General features: G+C 72.1%; 16 protein-coding genes. 12 read left to right on the top strand and 4 right to left on the bottom strand.

Annotation, left to right across the window (positions count from 1 at the left end; all coding sequences use genetic code 11):
- The first annotated feature begins 97 nt into the window (after window positions 1-97).
- Genes hypF through hypE form a run of 4 tightly spaced genes read left to right on the top strand, consistent with a single transcriptional unit; the run spans window position 98 to window position 4,651 of the window.
- Window positions 98-2,290 carry a carbamoyltransferase HypF gene (gene hypF / locus BMY74_RS25625; RefSeq protein WP_089920430.1) on the top strand — a complete coding sequence of 731 codons (2,193 nt, stop codon included), beginning with the start codon at window positions 98-100 and terminating at the stop codon, window positions 2,288-2,290.
- Window positions 2,290-2,535, top strand: coding sequence for a HypC/HybG/HupF family hydrogenase formation chaperone (locus tag BMY74_RS25620; RefSeq protein WP_089920428.1), 246 nt, complete (start codon window positions 2,290-2,292; stop codon window positions 2,533-2,535). The genes hypF and BMY74_RS25620 overlap by 1 nt, the downstream gene beginning before the upstream one ends.
- On the top strand, window positions 2,532-3,629 hold the full coding sequence (hypD, locus tag BMY74_RS25615; RefSeq protein ID WP_089920426.1) for a hydrogenase formation protein HypD: 1,098 nt from the start codon (window positions 2,532-2,534) through the stop codon (window positions 3,627-3,629). Before BMY74_RS25620 ends, hypD begins: the two co-directional genes overlap by 4 nt.
- A complete protein-coding gene (gene hypE, locus BMY74_RS25610) occupies window positions 3,626-4,651 on the top strand; it encodes a hydrogenase expression/formation protein HypE (protein ID WP_089920424.1) in 1,026 nt (341 codons plus the stop codon). Before hypD ends, hypE begins: the two co-directional genes overlap by 4 nt.
- Before the next feature lie 24 nt (window positions 4,652-4,675).
- Here hypE and BMY74_RS25605 read toward each other — a convergent pair whose 3' ends face one another.
- Window positions 4,676-5,086 (bottom strand): Hsp20/alpha crystallin family protein, encoded by a 411-nt coding sequence (locus BMY74_RS25605; protein ID WP_089920422.1) that lies wholly within the window; start codon window positions 5,084-5,086, stop codon window positions 4,676-4,678.
- Window positions 5,087-5,205: 119 nt separating this feature from the next.
- Here BMY74_RS25605 and BMY74_RS25600 point away from each other — a divergent pair, with 119 nt between their 5' ends.
- From BMY74_RS25600 to BMY74_RS25575, 6 genes are read left to right on the top strand one after another with little or no spacing between them, the layout of a single operon-like run.
- Complete coding sequence (locus BMY74_RS25600; protein WP_245786355.1) at window positions 5,206-6,303, top strand: 4Fe-4S dicluster domain-containing protein; 1,098 nt, start codon at window positions 5,206-5,208, stop codon at window positions 6,301-6,303.
- Window positions 6,300-6,761, top strand: a complete 462-nt coding sequence (locus BMY74_RS25595) for a cyclic nucleotide-binding domain-containing protein (RefSeq protein WP_177229915.1) — start codon at window positions 6,300-6,302, stop codon at window positions 6,759-6,761. The genes BMY74_RS25600 and BMY74_RS25595 overlap by 4 nt, the downstream gene beginning before the upstream one ends.
- Window positions 6,758-7,543, top strand: coding sequence for an FAD/NAD(P)-binding protein (locus BMY74_RS25590; protein WP_089920418.1), 786 nt, complete (start codon window positions 6,758-6,760; stop codon window positions 7,541-7,543). Before BMY74_RS25595 ends, BMY74_RS25590 begins: the two co-directional genes overlap by 4 nt.
- Window positions 7,543-8,280, top strand: a complete 738-nt coding sequence (locus tag BMY74_RS25585; protein WP_089920416.1) for an NADH-quinone oxidoreductase subunit B family protein — start codon at window positions 7,543-7,545, stop codon at window positions 8,278-8,280. The genes BMY74_RS25590 and BMY74_RS25585 overlap by 1 nt, the downstream gene beginning before the upstream one ends.
- Window positions 8,277-9,572, top strand: a complete 1,296-nt coding sequence (locus BMY74_RS25580; RefSeq protein WP_089920882.1) for a Ni/Fe hydrogenase subunit alpha — start codon at window positions 8,277-8,279, stop codon at window positions 9,570-9,572. The genes BMY74_RS25585 and BMY74_RS25580 overlap by 4 nt, the downstream gene beginning before the upstream one ends.
- Window positions 9,569-10,024, top strand: a complete 456-nt coding sequence (locus BMY74_RS25575) for a hydrogenase maturation protease (RefSeq protein ID WP_089920414.1) — start codon at window positions 9,569-9,571, stop codon at window positions 10,022-10,024. Before BMY74_RS25580 ends, BMY74_RS25575 begins: the two co-directional genes overlap by 4 nt.
- A 6-nt stretch (window positions 10,025-10,030) precedes the next feature.
- On the opposite strand, the gene BMY74_RS25570 is transcribed toward BMY74_RS25575, so the two are convergent.
- Window positions 10,031-10,333: an HPF/RaiA family ribosome-associated protein gene (locus BMY74_RS25570; protein WP_177229914.1), complete on the bottom strand. Its 303-nt coding sequence runs from the start codon at window positions 10,331-10,333 to the stop codon at window positions 10,031-10,033.
- A gap of 152 nt (window positions 10,334-10,485) precedes the next feature.
- Here BMY74_RS25570 and BMY74_RS25565 point away from each other — a divergent pair, with 152 nt between their 5' ends.
- Window positions 10,486-12,804 (top strand): phosphoketolase family protein, encoded by a 2,319-nt coding sequence (locus tag BMY74_RS25565; protein ID WP_089920411.1) that lies wholly within the window; start codon window positions 10,486-10,488, stop codon window positions 12,802-12,804.
- Window positions 12,801-13,826, top strand: a complete 1,026-nt coding sequence (locus BMY74_RS25560) for an acetate/propionate family kinase (RefSeq protein WP_089920409.1) — start codon at window positions 12,801-12,803, stop codon at window positions 13,824-13,826. Before BMY74_RS25565 ends, BMY74_RS25560 begins: the two co-directional genes overlap by 4 nt.
- Here BMY74_RS25560 and BMY74_RS25555 read toward each other — a convergent pair.
- Together BMY74_RS25555 and BMY74_RS25550 are read right to left on the bottom strand one after the other, a co-directional pair.
- Window positions 13,823-15,403 carry an ABC transporter permease gene (locus tag BMY74_RS25555; RefSeq protein WP_089920407.1) on the bottom strand — a complete coding sequence of 527 codons (1,581 nt, stop codon included), beginning with the start codon at window positions 15,401-15,403 and terminating at the stop codon, window positions 13,823-13,825. The genes BMY74_RS25560 and BMY74_RS25555 overlap by 4 nt on opposite strands.
- Window positions 15,400-16,287: an ABC transporter ATP-binding protein gene (locus BMY74_RS25550; RefSeq protein ID WP_089920405.1), complete on the bottom strand. Its 888-nt coding sequence runs from the start codon at window positions 16,285-16,287 to the stop codon at window positions 15,400-15,402. Before BMY74_RS25550 ends, BMY74_RS25555 begins: the two co-directional genes overlap by 4 nt.
- Window positions 16,288-16,396 lie beyond the last annotated feature (109 nt).

Genomic DNA, 16,396 nt, shown 5'->3' with positions numbered 1-16,396 from the left:
ACGGTCCCGGCGCCCTCGGGACCAAGGACCCTCATGACCGCCCGCCGCGGGTGCGAAGTTCGTCGGACCGGGTACCGCGGCAGGCGGGAGCGACGAGGTGAGCACGACCGAACGCATCGAGGTGCACGGCGCCGTGCAGGGCGTCGGGTTCCGGCCGCACGTCCACCGGCTGGCGACGGAACTCGGCATCAGCGGCGACGTGCGCAACGCCGGCGGACATGTCGTGATCACCGCGTGCGGACCGGCGGAGGCGCTCGCGGAGTTCCGGCGCGCGCTGCACGACAGGGCGCCCCGGAACGCGCGGGTCGAACGCATCACCGTCACACCGGGCGGGACCACCGCGCAGGACGGGTTCGCGGTGCTGGACAGCGGGTTCGAGGCCGGACCGCGCACGGTCGTGCCCGACCTGGCGACGTGCGACGCCTGCGTGGCCGAGCTGTTCGACCCCGGGGACCGGCGCTACCGGTACCCGTTCGTCAACTGCACCGACTGCGGCCCGCGTGCCACGATCGTGGCGTCGCTGCCCTACGACCGGACGCGCACGACGATGGCGGCCTTTCCGCTGTGCCCCTCGTGCGCGGCCGAGTACCGCGATCCGGCAGACCGCAGGTTCCACGCCGAGCCGGTGGCCTGCCCGGCCTGCGGACCCCGGCTGCGCTGGGGTGACGCGACCGGTGAGGAGGCGCTGGAACTGGCCGTGGCGGCGGTCCGGCGGGGTGGCGTGGTCGCGGTCAAGGGCGTCGGTGGCTACCAGCTGGTGTGCGCCGCGGCGGACGAGGACGCCGTCATCCGGCTCCGCGAGCTCAAGCACCGGCCGCGCAAACCACTGGCGGTGATGGTGCGCGACCTCGGCCAAGCACGCGAACTGTCCGTTGTGGACGCCGAGGCGGCGGCTCTGCTGCGGTCGCCCGCCGCTCCGATCGTCGTGCTGCCGTCCCGCACGGCGGACCTGGACGTCGGCCTGTTCCTGCCGTACAGCCCCCTGCACCACCTGCTCCTGCACGACCTGGCGCAGCCGCTCGTGGTGACCAGCGGCAACCGGTCCGGCGAGCCCATCACCATCCTCGACGAGCACGCGCACGCGGTGCTCGGCCCCCTGGTCGACGGCGTCCTCTCGCACGACCGGCCGATCCTCGCCCGCTACGACGACTCGGTCGTGCGCGCCGGGCGCGTGGTGCGCAGGGCAAGGGGATTCGCCCCCGCACCGATGCCGCTGCCCGCCGCGTCACCGGTCCCCGTGCTCGCGCTGGGCGCTCAGCTCAAGCACACCGCGGCGCTCGCCGTCGGTGATCGCGCGATCCTCGGCCCGCACACCGGTGACCTGGAGAACGCCGACACGCTCGCCGCCTTCGAGCACACCGCCGAGACCCTGTGCCGGTGGCAGGGTGTGGCCCCGGAGCACTGCGCGCACGACCTGCACCCCCGTTACCTCTCGTCCCGGCACGCCCGGCGGTGGCCGCGCGACCGCCGGATTCCCGTTCAGCACCACCACGCACACGTCGCGGCGACCGCGGCGGAGCACGGCGTCCGCGGCCCGTTCGTCGGAGTCGCCTACGACGGCCTGGGGCTGGGCGACGACGGCACGCTGTGGGGCGGTGAGGTCCTGCTCGCGACCTACCGCGGGTACCGGCGGGTCGCGCGGTTCGGCCTGGTGCCGCTGCCCGGCGGCGAGGTCGCGGTCCGGCGGCCGTCCAGGATGGTGCTCGCCTACCTCCACGGCGCGGAGGACTTCGGCGGACCGTCCATTCCGGACCTCCGTCCCACGGCGGAATCGGCGCTCGTGCGGCGCATGGTCGAACGGCGGATGAACAGCCCCCTGACGTCGAGTGCGGGCAGGTTGTTCGACGCGGCCTCCGCGTTGCTCGGCCTCTGCGACGAGAACTCGTACGAGGGCGAGGCGGCCGTCCTGCTGGAGGCCGCGGCCGCCGCGCACAGCGGGCCGGCGCTCGACTGGACGCTGCACAGGCGCGACGGGTTGTGGGTGTACGACCCGCTGCCGACCCTGCGCGACCTGGTCACGTGCGGCGACCCGGCCGGCGTGGCCGCCGCGCGGTTCCACACGACGATCGCGGAGGTCACGGCGGCACTCGTGCGGGAGACGGCGGGCACCGTCCGCACGGTCTGCGTGGGCGGTGGGGTGTTCCAGAACCGCGGGCTCGTCGACGCCCTCCGCCGTGAGCTGGGCGAGTTCGCGGTGCTCGCGGGCGAACGGGTACCGGTCAACGACGGTGGGATCAGCTACGGGCAGGCCGTCGTGGCCGCCGCCCGGCTGGCGGGGAGGGACTGCTGATGTGCCTGGGGATCCCGGGACGGATCGTGACCGTGGACGACACCGAGCCGCGGTCGGGGACCGTCGACTTCGACGGGCTGCGCAGACCGGTCTGCCTCGTCTACACCCCCGAGGCGGAGGTCGGTGACCACGTGATCGTGCACGTCGGCTTCGCCATCGCGCTGGTCGACGAGGAGGAGGCGGCCAGGACGCTCGCGGTGCTCCGCGCGATGCCGGACGCGATCGAGACGGAGCTGGGACCGTGAAGCACCTGCAGGAGTACCGGGATCCCGTGCTCGCCCGCCGCCTGCTGGCCGAGCTGCGGACCACCGCCACGGCGCCGTGGACGATCATGGAGGTCTGCGGCGGCCAGACGCACACGATCGTGCGGCAGGGCATCGACCGCCTGCTGCCCGCCGGGATGCGGATGATCCACGGCCCCGGCTGCCCGGTCTGCGTGACACCGCTCGAGACCATCGACAGGGCACTCGCCATCGCCGCGCGCCCGGATGTGATCCTCACCAGCTACGGCGACATGCTCCGGGTACCGGGGACGTCCGGTGACCTGCTGTCGCTCAAGGCCCGCGGGGCGGACGTGCGGGTCGTCTACACGCCTCTCGACGCCGTCCGCACAGCCGCGGAGAACCCCGGCCGCGAGGTCGTGTTCCTGGCGGTCGGGTTCGAGACCACCGCTCCCGCCAACGCGATGGCGGTGCTGCACGCCGCGGCGACCGGCGTGACGAACTTCAGCGCGCTGGTCAGCCAAGTGCTCGTGCCGCCCGCCATCACCGCCCTCATGGACGACCCGGACGCGCAGGTGCAGGCGTTCCTCGCGGCCGGGCACGTCTGCGCGGTGATGGGGTGGACGGAGTACGAGCCGATCGCGCGGGCGTACGGGGTACCGGTCGTGGTGACCGGGTTCGAACCGCTGGACCTGCTCGAAGGAGTGCTGATGGCCGTGCGGCAGCTCGAACAGGGCCGGGCCGAGGTCGAGAACCAGTACGCGCGCGCCGTGCGCAGGTCCGGCAACACGGCCGCCCAGGACGCGATCCGGCGCGTCTTCCAGGTGACCGACCGGACCTGGCGCGGCATCGGTCCCATCCCCGCGAGCGGCCTCGCGCTCAGACCCGAGTTCGCCCGTCACGACGCCGCCGTCCGGTTCGAGGTCGGCGACCTCGTGACGCGGGAGTCACCGGACTGCATCGCGGGCGACGTCCTGCGCGGCACCCGGCTGCCGACCGACTGCTCCGCCTACGGGCGCACCTGCACTCCCCGCACACCGCTGGGCGCACCGATGGTGTCCAGCGAAGGAACCTGCGCGGCGTTCTTCAACGCCGGCCGAACCCCGGAGCACCGATGACGTCCTCCTGCCCCGTGCCCCACCCGGAGACCGAGCGCGTCCTGCTCGGCCACGGCTCCGGCGGTCAGCTGATGGCCGAACTGCTCACCGACGTCATCACGCCGGAGCTGGGGCTCACCGCGCCGCTGGAGGACGCCGCGCTGATAGGCCTGAACCAGGTGTTCAGCACCGACAGCTACGTCGTCACGCCGCGGTTCTTCCCCGGTGGCGACATCGGGTCGCTCGCCGTGCACGGCACCGTGAACGACCTCGCCATGCGCGGGGCCCGCCCGCTCGCGCTCAGCCTCGCCTACATCGTCGAGGAGGGCCTGCCCCTCTCCGAGCTGCGCGACATCACGCGGTCGGCGGCGGCCGCGGCCCGCGCGGCCGGCGTCCCGATCGTCACCGGCGACACCAAGGTCGTCGGCCGGGGCGCCGCCGACGGCCTGTACGTCACCACGACCGGTGTCGGGATGCGGTTGCGGGACGCACGGCCGTCCGCGGCGGGCGCCGAGCCGGGCGACGTCGTCCTCGTCTCGGGACCGGTCGGGCTGCACGGGATCGCGATCCTCAGCGCACGCGAGGGCCTCGGCTTCGACGCCGACGTCTCCTCCGACAGCCGGCCGCTGAACGACCTGGTCGCCGCGATGATCGCGGCCGGCGGCGCGGACGTCCACGCGCTGCGCGACCCCACGCGCGGGGGGTTGGCCGGGTCGCTCAACGAGATCGCGGCCGCGTCCGGCGTGTGCGTCGAGGTGGTCGAGTCGGCCGTCCCGGTGCCCGTCCCCGTGGCAGCCGCGTGCGACCTGCTCGGACTGGACCCGTGGCACGTGGCCAACGAGGGATGTCTGGTCGCCTTCGTGGCACCCGGCTCCGCCGACGCCGTCGTGGCGGCGATGCGGGCCCTGCCGGAAGGCGCGGGGACGGCGGTCGTCGGTGAGGTGGTGGAGGGTGTGGCCGGACGCGTGCTGGCCCGCACCCTCGTCGGTTCCTCGCGTGTGGTGGACGTGCTCGTGGGTGAGCAGCTGCCCCGGATCTGCTGATCCGGGGCAGCTGCTCACCCGCGTTCAGTCCTGCTGGACGTCGATCTCGATCTTGCGTTCCTCCGGCGGCACCGCGACCGGCACGCGCACCTCGAGGATGCCCTTCTCGTACTTGGCGGAGATCTTCGTGGTGTCCGCTCCCGCCGGCAGCGACACGGTGCGGGTGAACGACCCGTACCGGAACTCGGAGCGGTGCTGCTCCTTCCTCGCCTCCTCGCGCTGAGCCGTGATGGTCAGCATGCCGCCCGTCGCGCTCACGTCGATGTCCTTCGCCGCGTCCAGGCCGGGCAACTCGGCGCGAACGACGTAGGCGCCCTCCTCGACGAAGTCCTCGATGTGCATCGGGTGCCGGGTGCCGAACGGCCACGTGGCGTCGAAGACCTCCCACAGGTCCGGCAGCAGAGAGCTCGCCGGACGGCGGGCCAACGTTGACATGTCGTCTCCTTTCCTCTGCGCTCCAACGGTTCCAGCCCATCACCCGGCCTACCCGCGGGACAGGGACGGAAGAGCCTCGCCCGGAGGTCTTTCGTCACTGGGGACACCTCGGAGAACCGGTGACCATCGGTTCTGACCTGGAGGTGGTGGACATGGACGTCGTGCTCGACCTGCGAGGCCTCGACGCGCTCATCCGCGTGCTCGCCCAGGACGGGAGGGTCGTCGTCGGCCCGGTGCTGCGGGACGACGCGATCACCCTCGCCGAGCTCGGCTCCGCGGACGACCTGCCGGGCGGGTGGGGGGTGGAGACGGGGCCCGGCCACTACCGGGTGCGCCGGCGGGAGGACGAGGCCGTGTTCGGCCATTCCGCCGGTCCGCAGTCGTGGAAGCGGTTCCTCCACCCGCCGCGGCGCGCCCTGCTCTCCAGCGACGGCACCGGATTCCACGCCGCGCCCGAAAGCCCGGTCTCCTACGCGTTCTTCGGCGTGCGCCCGTGCGACCTCGCCGCGATCACGAAGCTGCGGCAGGTCGTCGGCGGCCCGGCGCCCTTCGTCGTCGCCGCGCAGTGCACCGAACCCGGCGAGGTGTGCTTCTGCTCGTCCATGGGCTGCGGGCCCGGCGCCGGCTCCGGGTACGACATCGCCCTGACCGAACGCGTCGACGGCGACGGCCACCGATTCCTCGCCACGTCCGGCACGGAGGAAGGTGCCGCGGTGCTGACGCGCGTGCCGTCCCGTCCGGCGGCACGGCACGACGTCGAACTGGCGGACAGGGACGTCGCCGCGGCGGCGGGCCGGATGGGCCGGTCCATGCCCGAGGTCGACCTGCGCGACCTGCTCGCCGCCAACCGGGACTCGGCCCACTGGGAGGCGGTCGCCGAGCGGTGCCTCACCTGCGGCAACTGCACGATGGTGTGCCCCACCTGCTTCTGCGTCTCCGTCGAGGACCGGACGGACCTCGACGGCAACGCCGAGCGCGCGCAGCGGTGGGCCTCCTGCTTCGAGATCGACTTCTCCTACCTCCACGGCGGCGCGGTGCGCACGTCCGGTGCCTCTCGCTACCGCCAGTGGATGACGCACAAGCTCGGTACGTGGCACGACCAGTTCGGCACCTCGGGATGCGTCGGTTGCGGCCGGTGCATCGCCTGGTGCCCGGCCGGCATCGACATCACCGAGGAAGCAGCGGCCCTGGCCAGGACAGGCGGTGGACGACCATGACGATCCCCATGACGGAGCTCGACGCGCTGCCGCTGCTCGCCCGCCTCTCGCACACCCAACGTGCGGCGATCGCCGGTGTGAGCCGAATCGAGACCTACGACCAGGGCGTCCGGCTGTTCGACGAGGGCGGGCTCGCCGACCAGTGCTGGGTCGTGCTGTCCGGGTGCGTCACGATCGACACCGCGGTGCCCCAGAACGGCCGGATGGTGCTGCAGAGCGTCGGCGCGGGAGAACTGGTCGGCTGGTCGTGGCTCGTGCCGCCCTACCGGTGGCACTTCGGCGCGACGGTCGTGACACCGACCAGGGCCGCGGTCGTGGACACAGCGGAGTTGCGCCGGCTCGCTGACGACGACCCGGCACTGGGTTACCAGCTGTCGCTGATCCTGCTGGACGCGCTGCTGAACCGGTTGCAGGCCACCAGGATCCGCCTGCTCGACCTGTACCGGAACCCGTCGTGACTTCCTGGGTCCCGACTCCGTGCCGGGTGGTGGAGCGCACCGTCGAGACGCACGACTGCGTGACGTTGACGCTGCGGCCGGTCACCGGATCGCTGCCCGCGTTCCGCCCGGGTCAGTTCGCGATGCTCTACGCGCACGGCGTGGGCGAGATCCCGATCTCGGTGAGCGGCATACCCGCCGACGGCACGCTCGTGCACACCGTGCGCGCGGTCGGTGCGGTGAGCAGAGCGCTGCACGACGCCGCACCCGGCACGGTGATCGGGGTGCGGGGGCCGTTCGGCACGGCGTGGCGGCTCGACGGGGTCGAGGACCTGCTCGTGGTGGCGGGCGGGATCGGCCTCGCTCCCCTGCGGCCCGTGCTCGGGCACCCGAGCAGGCGCACGGTGCTCGTCGCGGGGGCCCGGACGCCGGAGGACCTGTTGTACGCCGGCGACCTGCTCGCCCTGTCCGATGTGGACGTGGTGCTGACCGTCGACCGCGGGGGCCACGACTGGCACGGCCGCGTCGGGTTCGTCACCGAGCCGCTCGCCTCGATCCCGCTCGACCCCGAGCGCACCACAGCGCTGTTGTGCGGTCCGGAGCCGATGATGCGCTTCTGCGCCAGGACGTTGCTCGGACGCGGCGTGCCCGCCGGGAACATCCAGGTGTCGCTGGAACGCAGCATGCAGTGCGGCATCGGCCTGTGCGGGCACTGCCAGCTCGGGCCGCTGCTGGTGTGCCGAGACGGACCTGTCACCGGTTACCCGGAGGCGGAACCGCTGCTGCTGGCGAAGGAGTTGTGATGCCCACGATCGCGGTGTGGAAGTTCACCTCGTGCGACGGTTGTCAGCTCACGTTGCTCGACTGCGAGGACGAACTGCTGCCGCTGGCGGATCAGGTGCACATCGCGCACTTCCTCGAGGTGACCGGTGCGAGCGAACCCGGCCCGTACGACATCTCGATCGTCGAGGGATCCGTCACCACGCCCGAGGAGGCCGAACGGATCCGGTGGATCAGAGAGCAGTCGGCCATGCTGGTCGTCGTCGGCGCGTGCGCCACCTCCGGCGGCGTCCAGGCCCTGCGGAACTTCGCGGACGTCGACGAGTTCCGCTCGATCGTCTACGCGAGTCCCGAGCACATCTCGGCGCTGGACACCTCCACCCCGATCTCCGCGCACGTCGCCGTGGACCACGAACTGCGCGGCTGCCCGATCGACAGGGGCCAGCTGCTGGAGGTGATCACGGCGTTGCTCGCCGGCCGGGCACCCGACCTGCCGGACACCAGCGTGTGCACCGACTGCAAACGCCGCGGCCTCACCTGCGTGATGGTCTCCCGCGGCACCCCGTGCCTCGGACCGGTCACCCACGCCGGCTGCGGTGCGCTGTGCCCGGCCGTCGACCGCGGCTGCTACGGCTGCTTCGGTCCGATGACCCGGCCCAACGCACCCGCGCTCGTGCCACTGCTGAAACGCACCGGGATGAGCGACGACGAGCTGGAACTCGTGTTCCGCACCTTCAACGCCAACGCGGAGTGGACATGACGCATCGCGCGAACCGCACGCTGCAGGTCGCCGGCCTCGCCAGGGTCGAGGGCGAGGGCGCGTTGCACGTGCGCACCACCGGCGGCCGGGTCGACGAGGTCCGGCTGGACATCTACGAGCCCCCGCGGTTCTTCGAGGCGTTCCTGCGCGGGCGGAACTTCCGCGAACCGCCCGACATCACCGCCCGCATCTGCGGCATCTGCCCCGTCGCCTACCAGATGAGCGCCTGCCAGGCGATCGAGGACGCGTGCGGGGTCCGGGTCGGCGGGCAGCTGCGGGCACTGCGCAGACTGCTGTACTGCGGCGAGTGGATCTCCAGTCACGCGTTGCACGTCTACCTGCTGCACGCACCGGACTTCCTCGGGTTCCCCGACGGGATCGCGCTCGCCGCCGCCGACCGGGCCACCGTCGAGCGCGGGCTCCGGCTCAAGAAGGCGGGCAACCGGATCATGGACCTGGTCGGCGGCCGCGCGATCCACCCGGTGAACGTGCGGGTCGGCGGCTTCTACCGCGTTCCCGCACCGGAGGAACTGCGTGGCCTCACCGGAACGCTGCGCGAAGCCCTGTACGACGCGCTGGCGACCGCGGAATGGGTCGCGGGGTTCGAGTTCCCCGACCTCGACGTACCGCACGACCTGCTGGCGCTGCGCGAGGACGACGGGTACCCGCTCGACCGCGGCACCCCGCACGTCAGCACCGGGATCGACTTCCCGGTGTCCGAGTTCGGCGACCACGTCGTCGAACACCAGGTTCCGCACTCCACCGCGCTGCACGCACGGCTGGACGACCGGGTCTTCCTCGTCGGCCCGCTCGCCCGGTACAGCCTCAACTCCGACCGCCTGTCCCTGATCGCACGGGAGGCCGCCGCCGCGGTGGGCCTGGGAACGGTGTGCCGCAACCCGTTCAAGAGCATCGTCGTGCGCGCCGTCGAGATCGTGTACGCGATCGAGGAGGCGCTGAGCATCATCGACTCGTACGAACGCCCGGAGGTGCCCTGCGTCGAGGTGCACCCGCGAGCGGGCACGGGACACGGCGCCACGGAAGCACCACGTGGGCTGCTCTACCACCGCTACGACCTCGGAGCGGACGGACGGGTCCTCGCCGCGGACATCGTGCCGCCCACGGCGCAGAACCAGACGGCGATCGAGGACGACGTCACCAGGGTGGTCCGCGCCCACCAGCACCTGGACGACCACGCGTTGCAGTCGCTGTGCGAGCAGACCATCCGCAACCACGACCCGTGCATCTCGTGCTCGGCGCACTTCCTCGACTTCAGCCGGGAGGGCACGTGAAGCACGTGGTGGTCGGGGTCGGCAACGAGTTCCGCCGCGACGACGGTGTCGGCCCCGCCGTGGCCCGCCTCCTCTCCGCCTCGGGTGTCCGCGCCGAGATCAGCGACGGCGACCCCGTCCGGCTGATGGAGGTCTGGGAGGACGCTGCCCTCGTCGTGGTCGTGGACGCCGTGCGCACGAAGGCGACCGCGCCTGGCCGGTGGTACCGCACGGCGTTGCCGCACACCATCCCCGCCGCCAGTTCCCACGGTTTCGGCGTGCCGGAGGCCGTGGCCCTCGCCGAGGCGCTCGACCGCAGGCCGGAACGCCTCGTGGTCTACGCGGTCGAGGTCGCGGACACCGGGTTCGGGACCCGGATGACCCCGGCGGTGGCACGCGCCGTCGGCCCCCTGGCCAGGGCCGTGCGCGACGAGATCACCTCCACCCCGGTGCCCCTGACCCCCGATTCGTGAACCCGCTCAGTTGTGCATCCTGAGCAGACGGCCGTGCAACTGGTCCCGCACGGCGTCCAGCGCCTCCTCGAAGGTGGCGGCCTCCGCCTTCGCGACCACCGGCGTGCCGTTGACGTCGAGGTTCACGTGGGCGGCGATCGTGCGGGGCCCCACCGCGGTGAGGCGCACGTGTGCGAAATCGGTCGGTTCGGGCGCGTACCGGGCCAGAGGAGCGATCCTGTCGTGGGCGTACCGCCTGGCCCTCGCCGCGATCCGGTCGTCCAGCTCGACCGCGACGTTGCCGATCTCCGCCGCGCCTGCGTGCTTCATCTGAACCTCCATGCGAAGTGATGACCGCACTCTCGCGCGCGCCGGACGGCACCGACAGGTCCGAAGGAGCCGGGTGCTCCGGGACCTGGGTCCCTGTCGCTGGATCCGTTCAGTCAGCACCGTGGAGGGCACACCGAGCTGAGGAGTGCGTCATGTCCCACGCCGACCTGTCGCTGGTCGACGCGTACTGGCGGGCCGCCAACTACCTGTCGGCGGGCCAGATCTACCTGATGGACAACCCGCTGCTGACCGAACCGCTGGCACCCGAACACATCAAGCCCCGGCTGCTGGGGCACTGGGGCACCACGCCCGGCCTGAACTTCGTCTACGCCCACCTCAACCGGATCATCCGCGAACGCGACCTCGACGTGCTGTTCCTCACCGGTCCCGGGCACGGCGGACCCGCGCTGCTCGCGAACACGTGGCTGGAGGGCACCTACAGCGAGACCTACCCGGACGTCCCGCGTGACGGCGAGGGGATGCGGAAGCTGTTCCGGCAGTTCTCCTTCCCCGGCGGGGTGCCGAGCCACGTGGCCCCCGAGGTGCCCGGCTCGATCCACGAGGGCGGCGAGCTCGGGTACTCGCTGGCGCATGCGTTCGGCGCCGCGTTCGACAACCCCGGCCTGATCGTGGCGTGCGTCGTGGGCGACGGCGAGGCGGAGACCGGGCCGCTCGCCGCCAGCTGGCACGTCAACAAGTTCCTCGACCCGATCAGCGACGGCGCGGTGCTGCCGATCCTGCACCTCAACGGCTACAAGATCGCCAACCCCAGCCTGCTGGCCCGCATCCCCCACGACGAGCTGGACTCGTTGCTGCGCGGCTACGGTTACGCGCCGTTCTACGTCCAGGGCGACGACCCGGACGACATGCACGCCCGCATGGCCGAGGTGCTGGACCAGGTAGTCGACGAGATCCACCGCGTCAAGCAGCGCACCGACCGGCCGAGGTGGCCGATGATCGTGCTGCGCAGCCCCAAGGGCTGGACCGGACCGTCCGAAGTGGACGGCGTGCCGATCGAGAACACCTGGCGCGCGCACCAGGTCCCTCTCGCCGGCGTGCGGGAGAACCCGGAGCACCTGCGGCAGCTGGAGTCGTGGCTGCGCAGCTACCTCCCGGGAGAGCTGTTCGACGGCGACGGCCGGCCACGCGCCGAGCTGTCCGAACTGGTGCCCCGCGGCGACCGGAGGATGGGTGCCACGCCGCACGCCAACGGCGGCCTGTTGTTGCGCGAGCTGAAGATGCCGGGCATCCGCGCGCACGCCGTCGAGGTCGTGAAGCAGGGCAGCACCCACTCCGAGCCGACCAGGGTGCTCGGCAGGCTGCTGCGCGACGTGATCACGCTGAACCAGGCCGACTTCCGGATCTTCGGACCGGACGAGACCGCCTCGAACCGGCTGGACGCGGTCTTCGAGGTGACCGGCAAGCAGTGGCAGGCCGAGACGTTGCCCGTCGACGAGCACCTGGTCCGCGACGGCCGGGTGGTCGAGGTGCTGTCCGAGCACCTCTGCCAGGGCATGCTGGAGGGCTACCTGCTGACCGGCAGGCACGGGCTGTTCAACTGCTACGAGGCCTTCATCCACATCGTCGACTCGATGTTCAACCAGCACGCGAAGTGGCTCAAGACGCACAAGAGGCTGGACTGGCGCAGGCCGATCGCGTCGCTCAACTACCTGCTGAGCTCGCACGTGTGGCGCCAGGACCACAACGGCTTCTCGCACCAGGACCCGGGATTCATCGACCACGTGATGAACAAGAAGGCCGAGGTGGTCCGCGTCTACCTGCCGCCGGACACCAACACCCTGCTCTCGGTCGCGGACCACTGCCTGCGCAGCAAGGACTACGTCAACGTCGTCGTGGCCGGCAAGAACGAGACGCCGGACTGGCTCGACATCGACGAGGCCGTCCTGCACTGCACCCGCGGCGCCGGAATCTGGGAGTGGGCGAGCAACGACGAGGACGAGCCGGACGTCGTGATGGCCTGCGCGGGCGACGCCCCGACCGTCGAGGTGATGGCGGCCGTGAAGCTGTTGCGCGAACACCTGCCCTCGCTGCGGGTGCGCGTGGTGAACGTGGTGGACCTGATGCGCCTGCAGCCCGACACCGAGCACCCGCACGGCATGCCCGACCGCGAGTTCGACGCCCTGTTCACCGCGGACCGCCCGGTGATCTTCGCGTACCACGGCTACCCGTGGCTCATCCACCGCCTGACCTACCGCCGCACCAACCACCACAACATCCACGTCCGCGGCTACAAGGAGGAAGGCACCACGACGACGCCGTTCGACATGCTCGTGCTCAACGACATGGACCGCTACCGGCTCGTCATCGACGTCATCGACCGGGTCCCCGGGCTCGGCCCGAAGGCCGCCCGGCTGCGCCAGCTCATGCAGGACCAGCGGACGCGGCACCACGCCTGGATCCGCGAGCACGGCGAGGACCTGCCCGAGGTCCGCGACTGGACCTGGCAGTGAGCAGCTCCGGACACGTGCTCGTCGTGAACGCGGGCTCCTCCAGCCTGAAGCTCACCGTGCTCGGCGAGGACGACAGCGTCCTCGCCGAGCACCACGCCGAGCGGTGGCACGGCGAGACCGACCCTCTCGAGCGGTTCCTCACCCGAGCCCCCGGGATCCGGGCCGTCGGCCACCGCGTCGTGCACGGCGGTCCCGGCTTCACCGGAGCGCAACGCATCGATGCGGGTGTTCGAGCCGCTCTGGAACAGCTGACCGGCCTGGCACCGCTGCACCAGCCACGGGCACTCGCCGGGATCGACGCCGTCACCGCGGTGCTCCCCCGCGTTCCCCAGGTCGCGTGCTTCGACACGGCCTTCCACGCGACCATGCCCGCGTTCGCCGCCACCTACGCCCTTCCCGCGCAGTGGCGGCGGGAGTGGGGCCTGAGGCGGTACGGCTTCCACGGGCTGTCCCACGCGTACGCGTCCCGCAAGGCCGCGGAGCTGGCCGGGATGGCGGACGCGCGGGTGGTCAGCTGCCACCTGGGCGCCGGCGCCTCGCTCGCGGCCGTGCGCGGAGGCCGCTCGGTCGACACCACCATGGGCTTCACCCCGCTGGCGGGACTGGTGATGGCGACCAGGAGCGGCGACGTCGACCCCGGCCTGCTGGTGTGGCTGCTCAGGGCCGGGGTGTCGCTCGACGAGCTCGAGGACGGCCTCGAACACCGGTCCGGCCTCGCGGGTCTGGCCGGTACCGGTGACATGCGCGACGTGCGCCGGGCCGCCGACGGCGGCGACCAGGACGCGGTCCTGGCGCTGGAGGTGTACGCGCACCGCCTCCGCCAGGCGATCAGCGCCATGACCACGTCGCTGGGCGGGATCGACGTGTTGGTGTTCACCGGCGGCGTCGGCGAGCACGACGCCGTGTTGCGCGACGACGTCGTGAACGGCCTGTCGTTCCTCGGCATCGAGCACGTGCACGTGGTGAGAGCCCGCGAGGACCTCGAGATCGCGAGTCAGACCCGCGCCGCGCTGGCCGGTTAGGCGATGTCACGTCGCCGCAGCCCGGCGAACCCCGCCGCGAGTCCCGCGACGACGACGGCCAGCAGCCACAGCAACGGCGTCGTGGTGATCGCGGATCCGGGCACCTTCGGCAGGTGTGCCCAGGGCGACAGGTCCATCAGCCACTGGTCGAAGCCGAACAGCGGACCGAGCTCGCCCAGCACCAGGAACACCGCGAGCGCGGACCAGCCGGCCACGACGAGGCGGGGCGCGAGACCGTACGCGGCGACGACGATGCCGACGAGCACCCAGGCGGCCGGGATCTGCACGAGCGCACCCGCGAGCACCTCTCCCACGGCGGACAGGTCCCCGGTCCGCGCGGCGTGCACCGTTCCGGCCGCCAGACCCGCGCTGACGAGCAGCACCACGACTCCCGCCAGCGCGACGACGACGTGGCTCGACGCCCAGCGCACCCTGCCGACCGGCGTGGCGAGCAGGGACTCGGCCCGCAGCTCCACCTCCTCGCCGTGCAGGCGCATCGCCGTCTGGAGCCCGTACGCGGCGGCGATCACCCCGAGGAAGCCGAACATGGCCGCGAACACCGCGTCGGTCAGCGCGTTCTCGCCTCCGAGTCTCCTGAACAGCTCCGCGGTCTGCGGGCTGCTGAGCGCGTCCCCGATGGTGCCCGCGACGCTGCCGACCAGAACGCCGTAGGCCACGAATCCGGCGGTCCACGCCAGCAGCGCGCCGCGGTGCAACCTCCACGCCAGCCCGAAGACACCGTTCAGTGTTCCGGTCGCGGGGCCGGGGCGGTCGGGCAGCACGCCCGCGCCCAGATCACGCCTGGCCACCACCAGGTGCGCGACGCCGGCGGCGATCACCGCGAAGCCGGCGGTGATCAGCAGCACCCACCACCGGTTGCCCGCGTACGGGCGGAACTGCTGCCCCCAGCCGAGTGGGGACAGCCACGACAACCAGCGCGGTCCCGCCACGTCGGCGGTGTCCCCGATCGCCCGGAACAGGAACACGACGCCGAGCGTCGCGACGGCGAGACCGACGGCGCCGCGAGACGTCGTCGCCACCTGCGCGGTGATCCCGGCGATCGCGGTGAAGGCGAGACCCACGCTCGCCCACGCCAGTCCGAAGACGAGCGACCCGGCCACGGGCAGACCCGCGCCGACCAGACCCGCCGCGGTCACCAGGCCGAGCAGGACGTTGGCGCCGGCGGCCACCGCCATCGCGGCCGCGAGCGGGGCGTGCCTGCCGACCGCGCCCGCTCCCAGGAGCTCGCGGCGACCGGTCTCCTCGTCCGAACGCGTGTGGCGCACGACGACGACGATCGAGAACACCGCCAGGAACATCGCACCGGTCGCCAGCGCCTTCAGCATCGCGAGCGCGCCGATCGACGTCGGGTCGTAGATCCTCCCGTACACCGCGACGAGCGCCGGCGTCCCGTTCATGGTCGTCGCCGCCGCGACGACGGAGTCCGCGGTGGGGAACATGCCCTCGGTGGCTGCGGCAGAGCCCACGGCGAGCAGCACGAAGACGCTCAGCCACGCGGGCAACAGCACGCGATCCCTGCGCAGTGCCAGCCGGATCAGCTCGCCGGTGCCGTTCACGCCGTCACCTCGTAGTGCCGCAGGAACAGCTCCTCCAGCGTGGGCGGCCGGCAGACGAGGTTGCGCACCCCCAGGGAGGTCAGGGCGCGCAGGACCTCGTCGAGGTGGTCCGTGTCCACGTGGCAGTGCAGCCGGGTGCCTTCGGCGCGGAACTCGTGCACCCCGGGCAGGGACGCGAGGCCGTCGGGCGACCGAGTGAGGTCCGCGGTGATCGAGGTGCGGGTGAGGTGCCGCAGTTCGTCCAGGGTCCCGGCCTCGACCGTCCTGCCCTGCCGGATGATGCTCACCCGGTCGCACACCTTCTCGACCTCGGCGAGCACGTGGCTGCTGAGCAGCACGGTCCGGCCCTCCCCCTTCTCCTCGCGGACGCAGTCCTCGAACACCGCCTGCATCAACGGGTCGAGGCCCGCGGTCGGTTCGTCGAGGACGAGCAGGTCGGCGTGGGAGGCGAGTGCCGCCACCAGTGCGACCTTCTGCCGGTTGCCCGACGAGTAGGCCCTGCCCTTCTTCGTGGGGTCCAGCTCGAAGCGGTCGAGCAGTTCGGCACGGCGCCTCAGATCGAGGCCACCGCGCAACCGGCCGATCAGGTCGATCACCTCGCCTCCGGTGAGGTTCGGCCAGAGCGTGATGTCACCGGGCACGTACGCCATGCGGCGGTGCAACGTGGCCAGGTCCTTCCAGGGATCACCGTCCAGCACGGTGACCTCCCCGGAATCGGCGTGCAGCAGCCCCAGGAGGATGCGCAGCGTCGTGGTCTTGCCCGCGCCGTTGGGACCGAGGAACCCGTGCACCTCGCCGGCGCGGACGGTCAGGTCGAGACCGTCGAGTGCGGTCGTCCGGCCGAACGCCTTGCGCAGGCCGGACACGGAGATCACTGCTGTCATGACTCGACGGTAGGGAGTCGCCGACGCTCCCCGGAGTGCCTTCGGGCATCGGCGTGGACCGGGCCTTGTCCCTGCCGGACGAGGACCTGAGGCCCTGTCCCGCCACCGC

This window comes from Lentzea albida, assembly GCF_900111005.1.
Lineage (GTDB): Bacteria > Actinomycetota > Actinomycetes > Mycobacteriales > Pseudonocardiaceae > Lentzea > Lentzea albida.
The sequence above is the reverse complement of the archived record's forward strand: the minus strand, read 5'-3'. Positions and strand labels throughout refer to the sequence as shown.

What these genes read in the sequence shown, in the direction of transcription:
- BMY74_RS25565 (WP_089920411.1), top strand. Translation starts at nt 10,486, where the DNA reads ATGTCCCACGCCGACCTGTCGCTGGTCGACGCGTACTGGCGGGCCGCC.
- BMY74_RS25605 (WP_089920422.1), bottom strand. Translation starts at nt 5,086, where the DNA reads ATGTCAACGTTGGCCCGCCGTCCGGCGAGCTCTCTGCTGCCGGACCTG.
- hypE (WP_089920424.1), top strand. Translation starts at nt 3,626, where the DNA reads ATGACGTCCTCCTGCCCCGTGCCCCACCCGGAGACCGAGCGCGTCCTG.
- BMY74_RS25580 (WP_089920882.1), top strand. Translation starts at nt 8,277, where the DNA reads ATGACGCATCGCGCGAACCGCACGCTGCAGGTCGCCGGCCTCGCCAGG.
- BMY74_RS25570 (WP_177229914.1), bottom strand. Translation starts at nt 10,333, where the DNA reads ATGAAGCACGCAGGCGCGGCGGAGATCGGCAACGTCGCGGTCGAGCTG.
- BMY74_RS25595 (WP_177229915.1), top strand. Translation starts at nt 6,300, where the DNA reads ATGACGATCCCCATGACGGAGCTCGACGCGCTGCCGCTGCTCGCCCGC.
- BMY74_RS25550 (WP_089920405.1), bottom strand. Translation starts at nt 16,287, where the DNA reads ATGACAGCAGTGATCTCCGTGTCCGGCCTGCGCAAGGCGTTCGGCCGG.
- BMY74_RS25620 (WP_089920428.1), top strand. Translation starts at nt 2,290, where the DNA reads ATGTGCCTGGGGATCCCGGGACGGATCGTGACCGTGGACGACACCGAG.
- BMY74_RS25585 (WP_089920416.1), top strand. Translation starts at nt 7,543, where the DNA reads ATGCCCACGATCGCGGTGTGGAAGTTCACCTCGTGCGACGGTTGTCAG.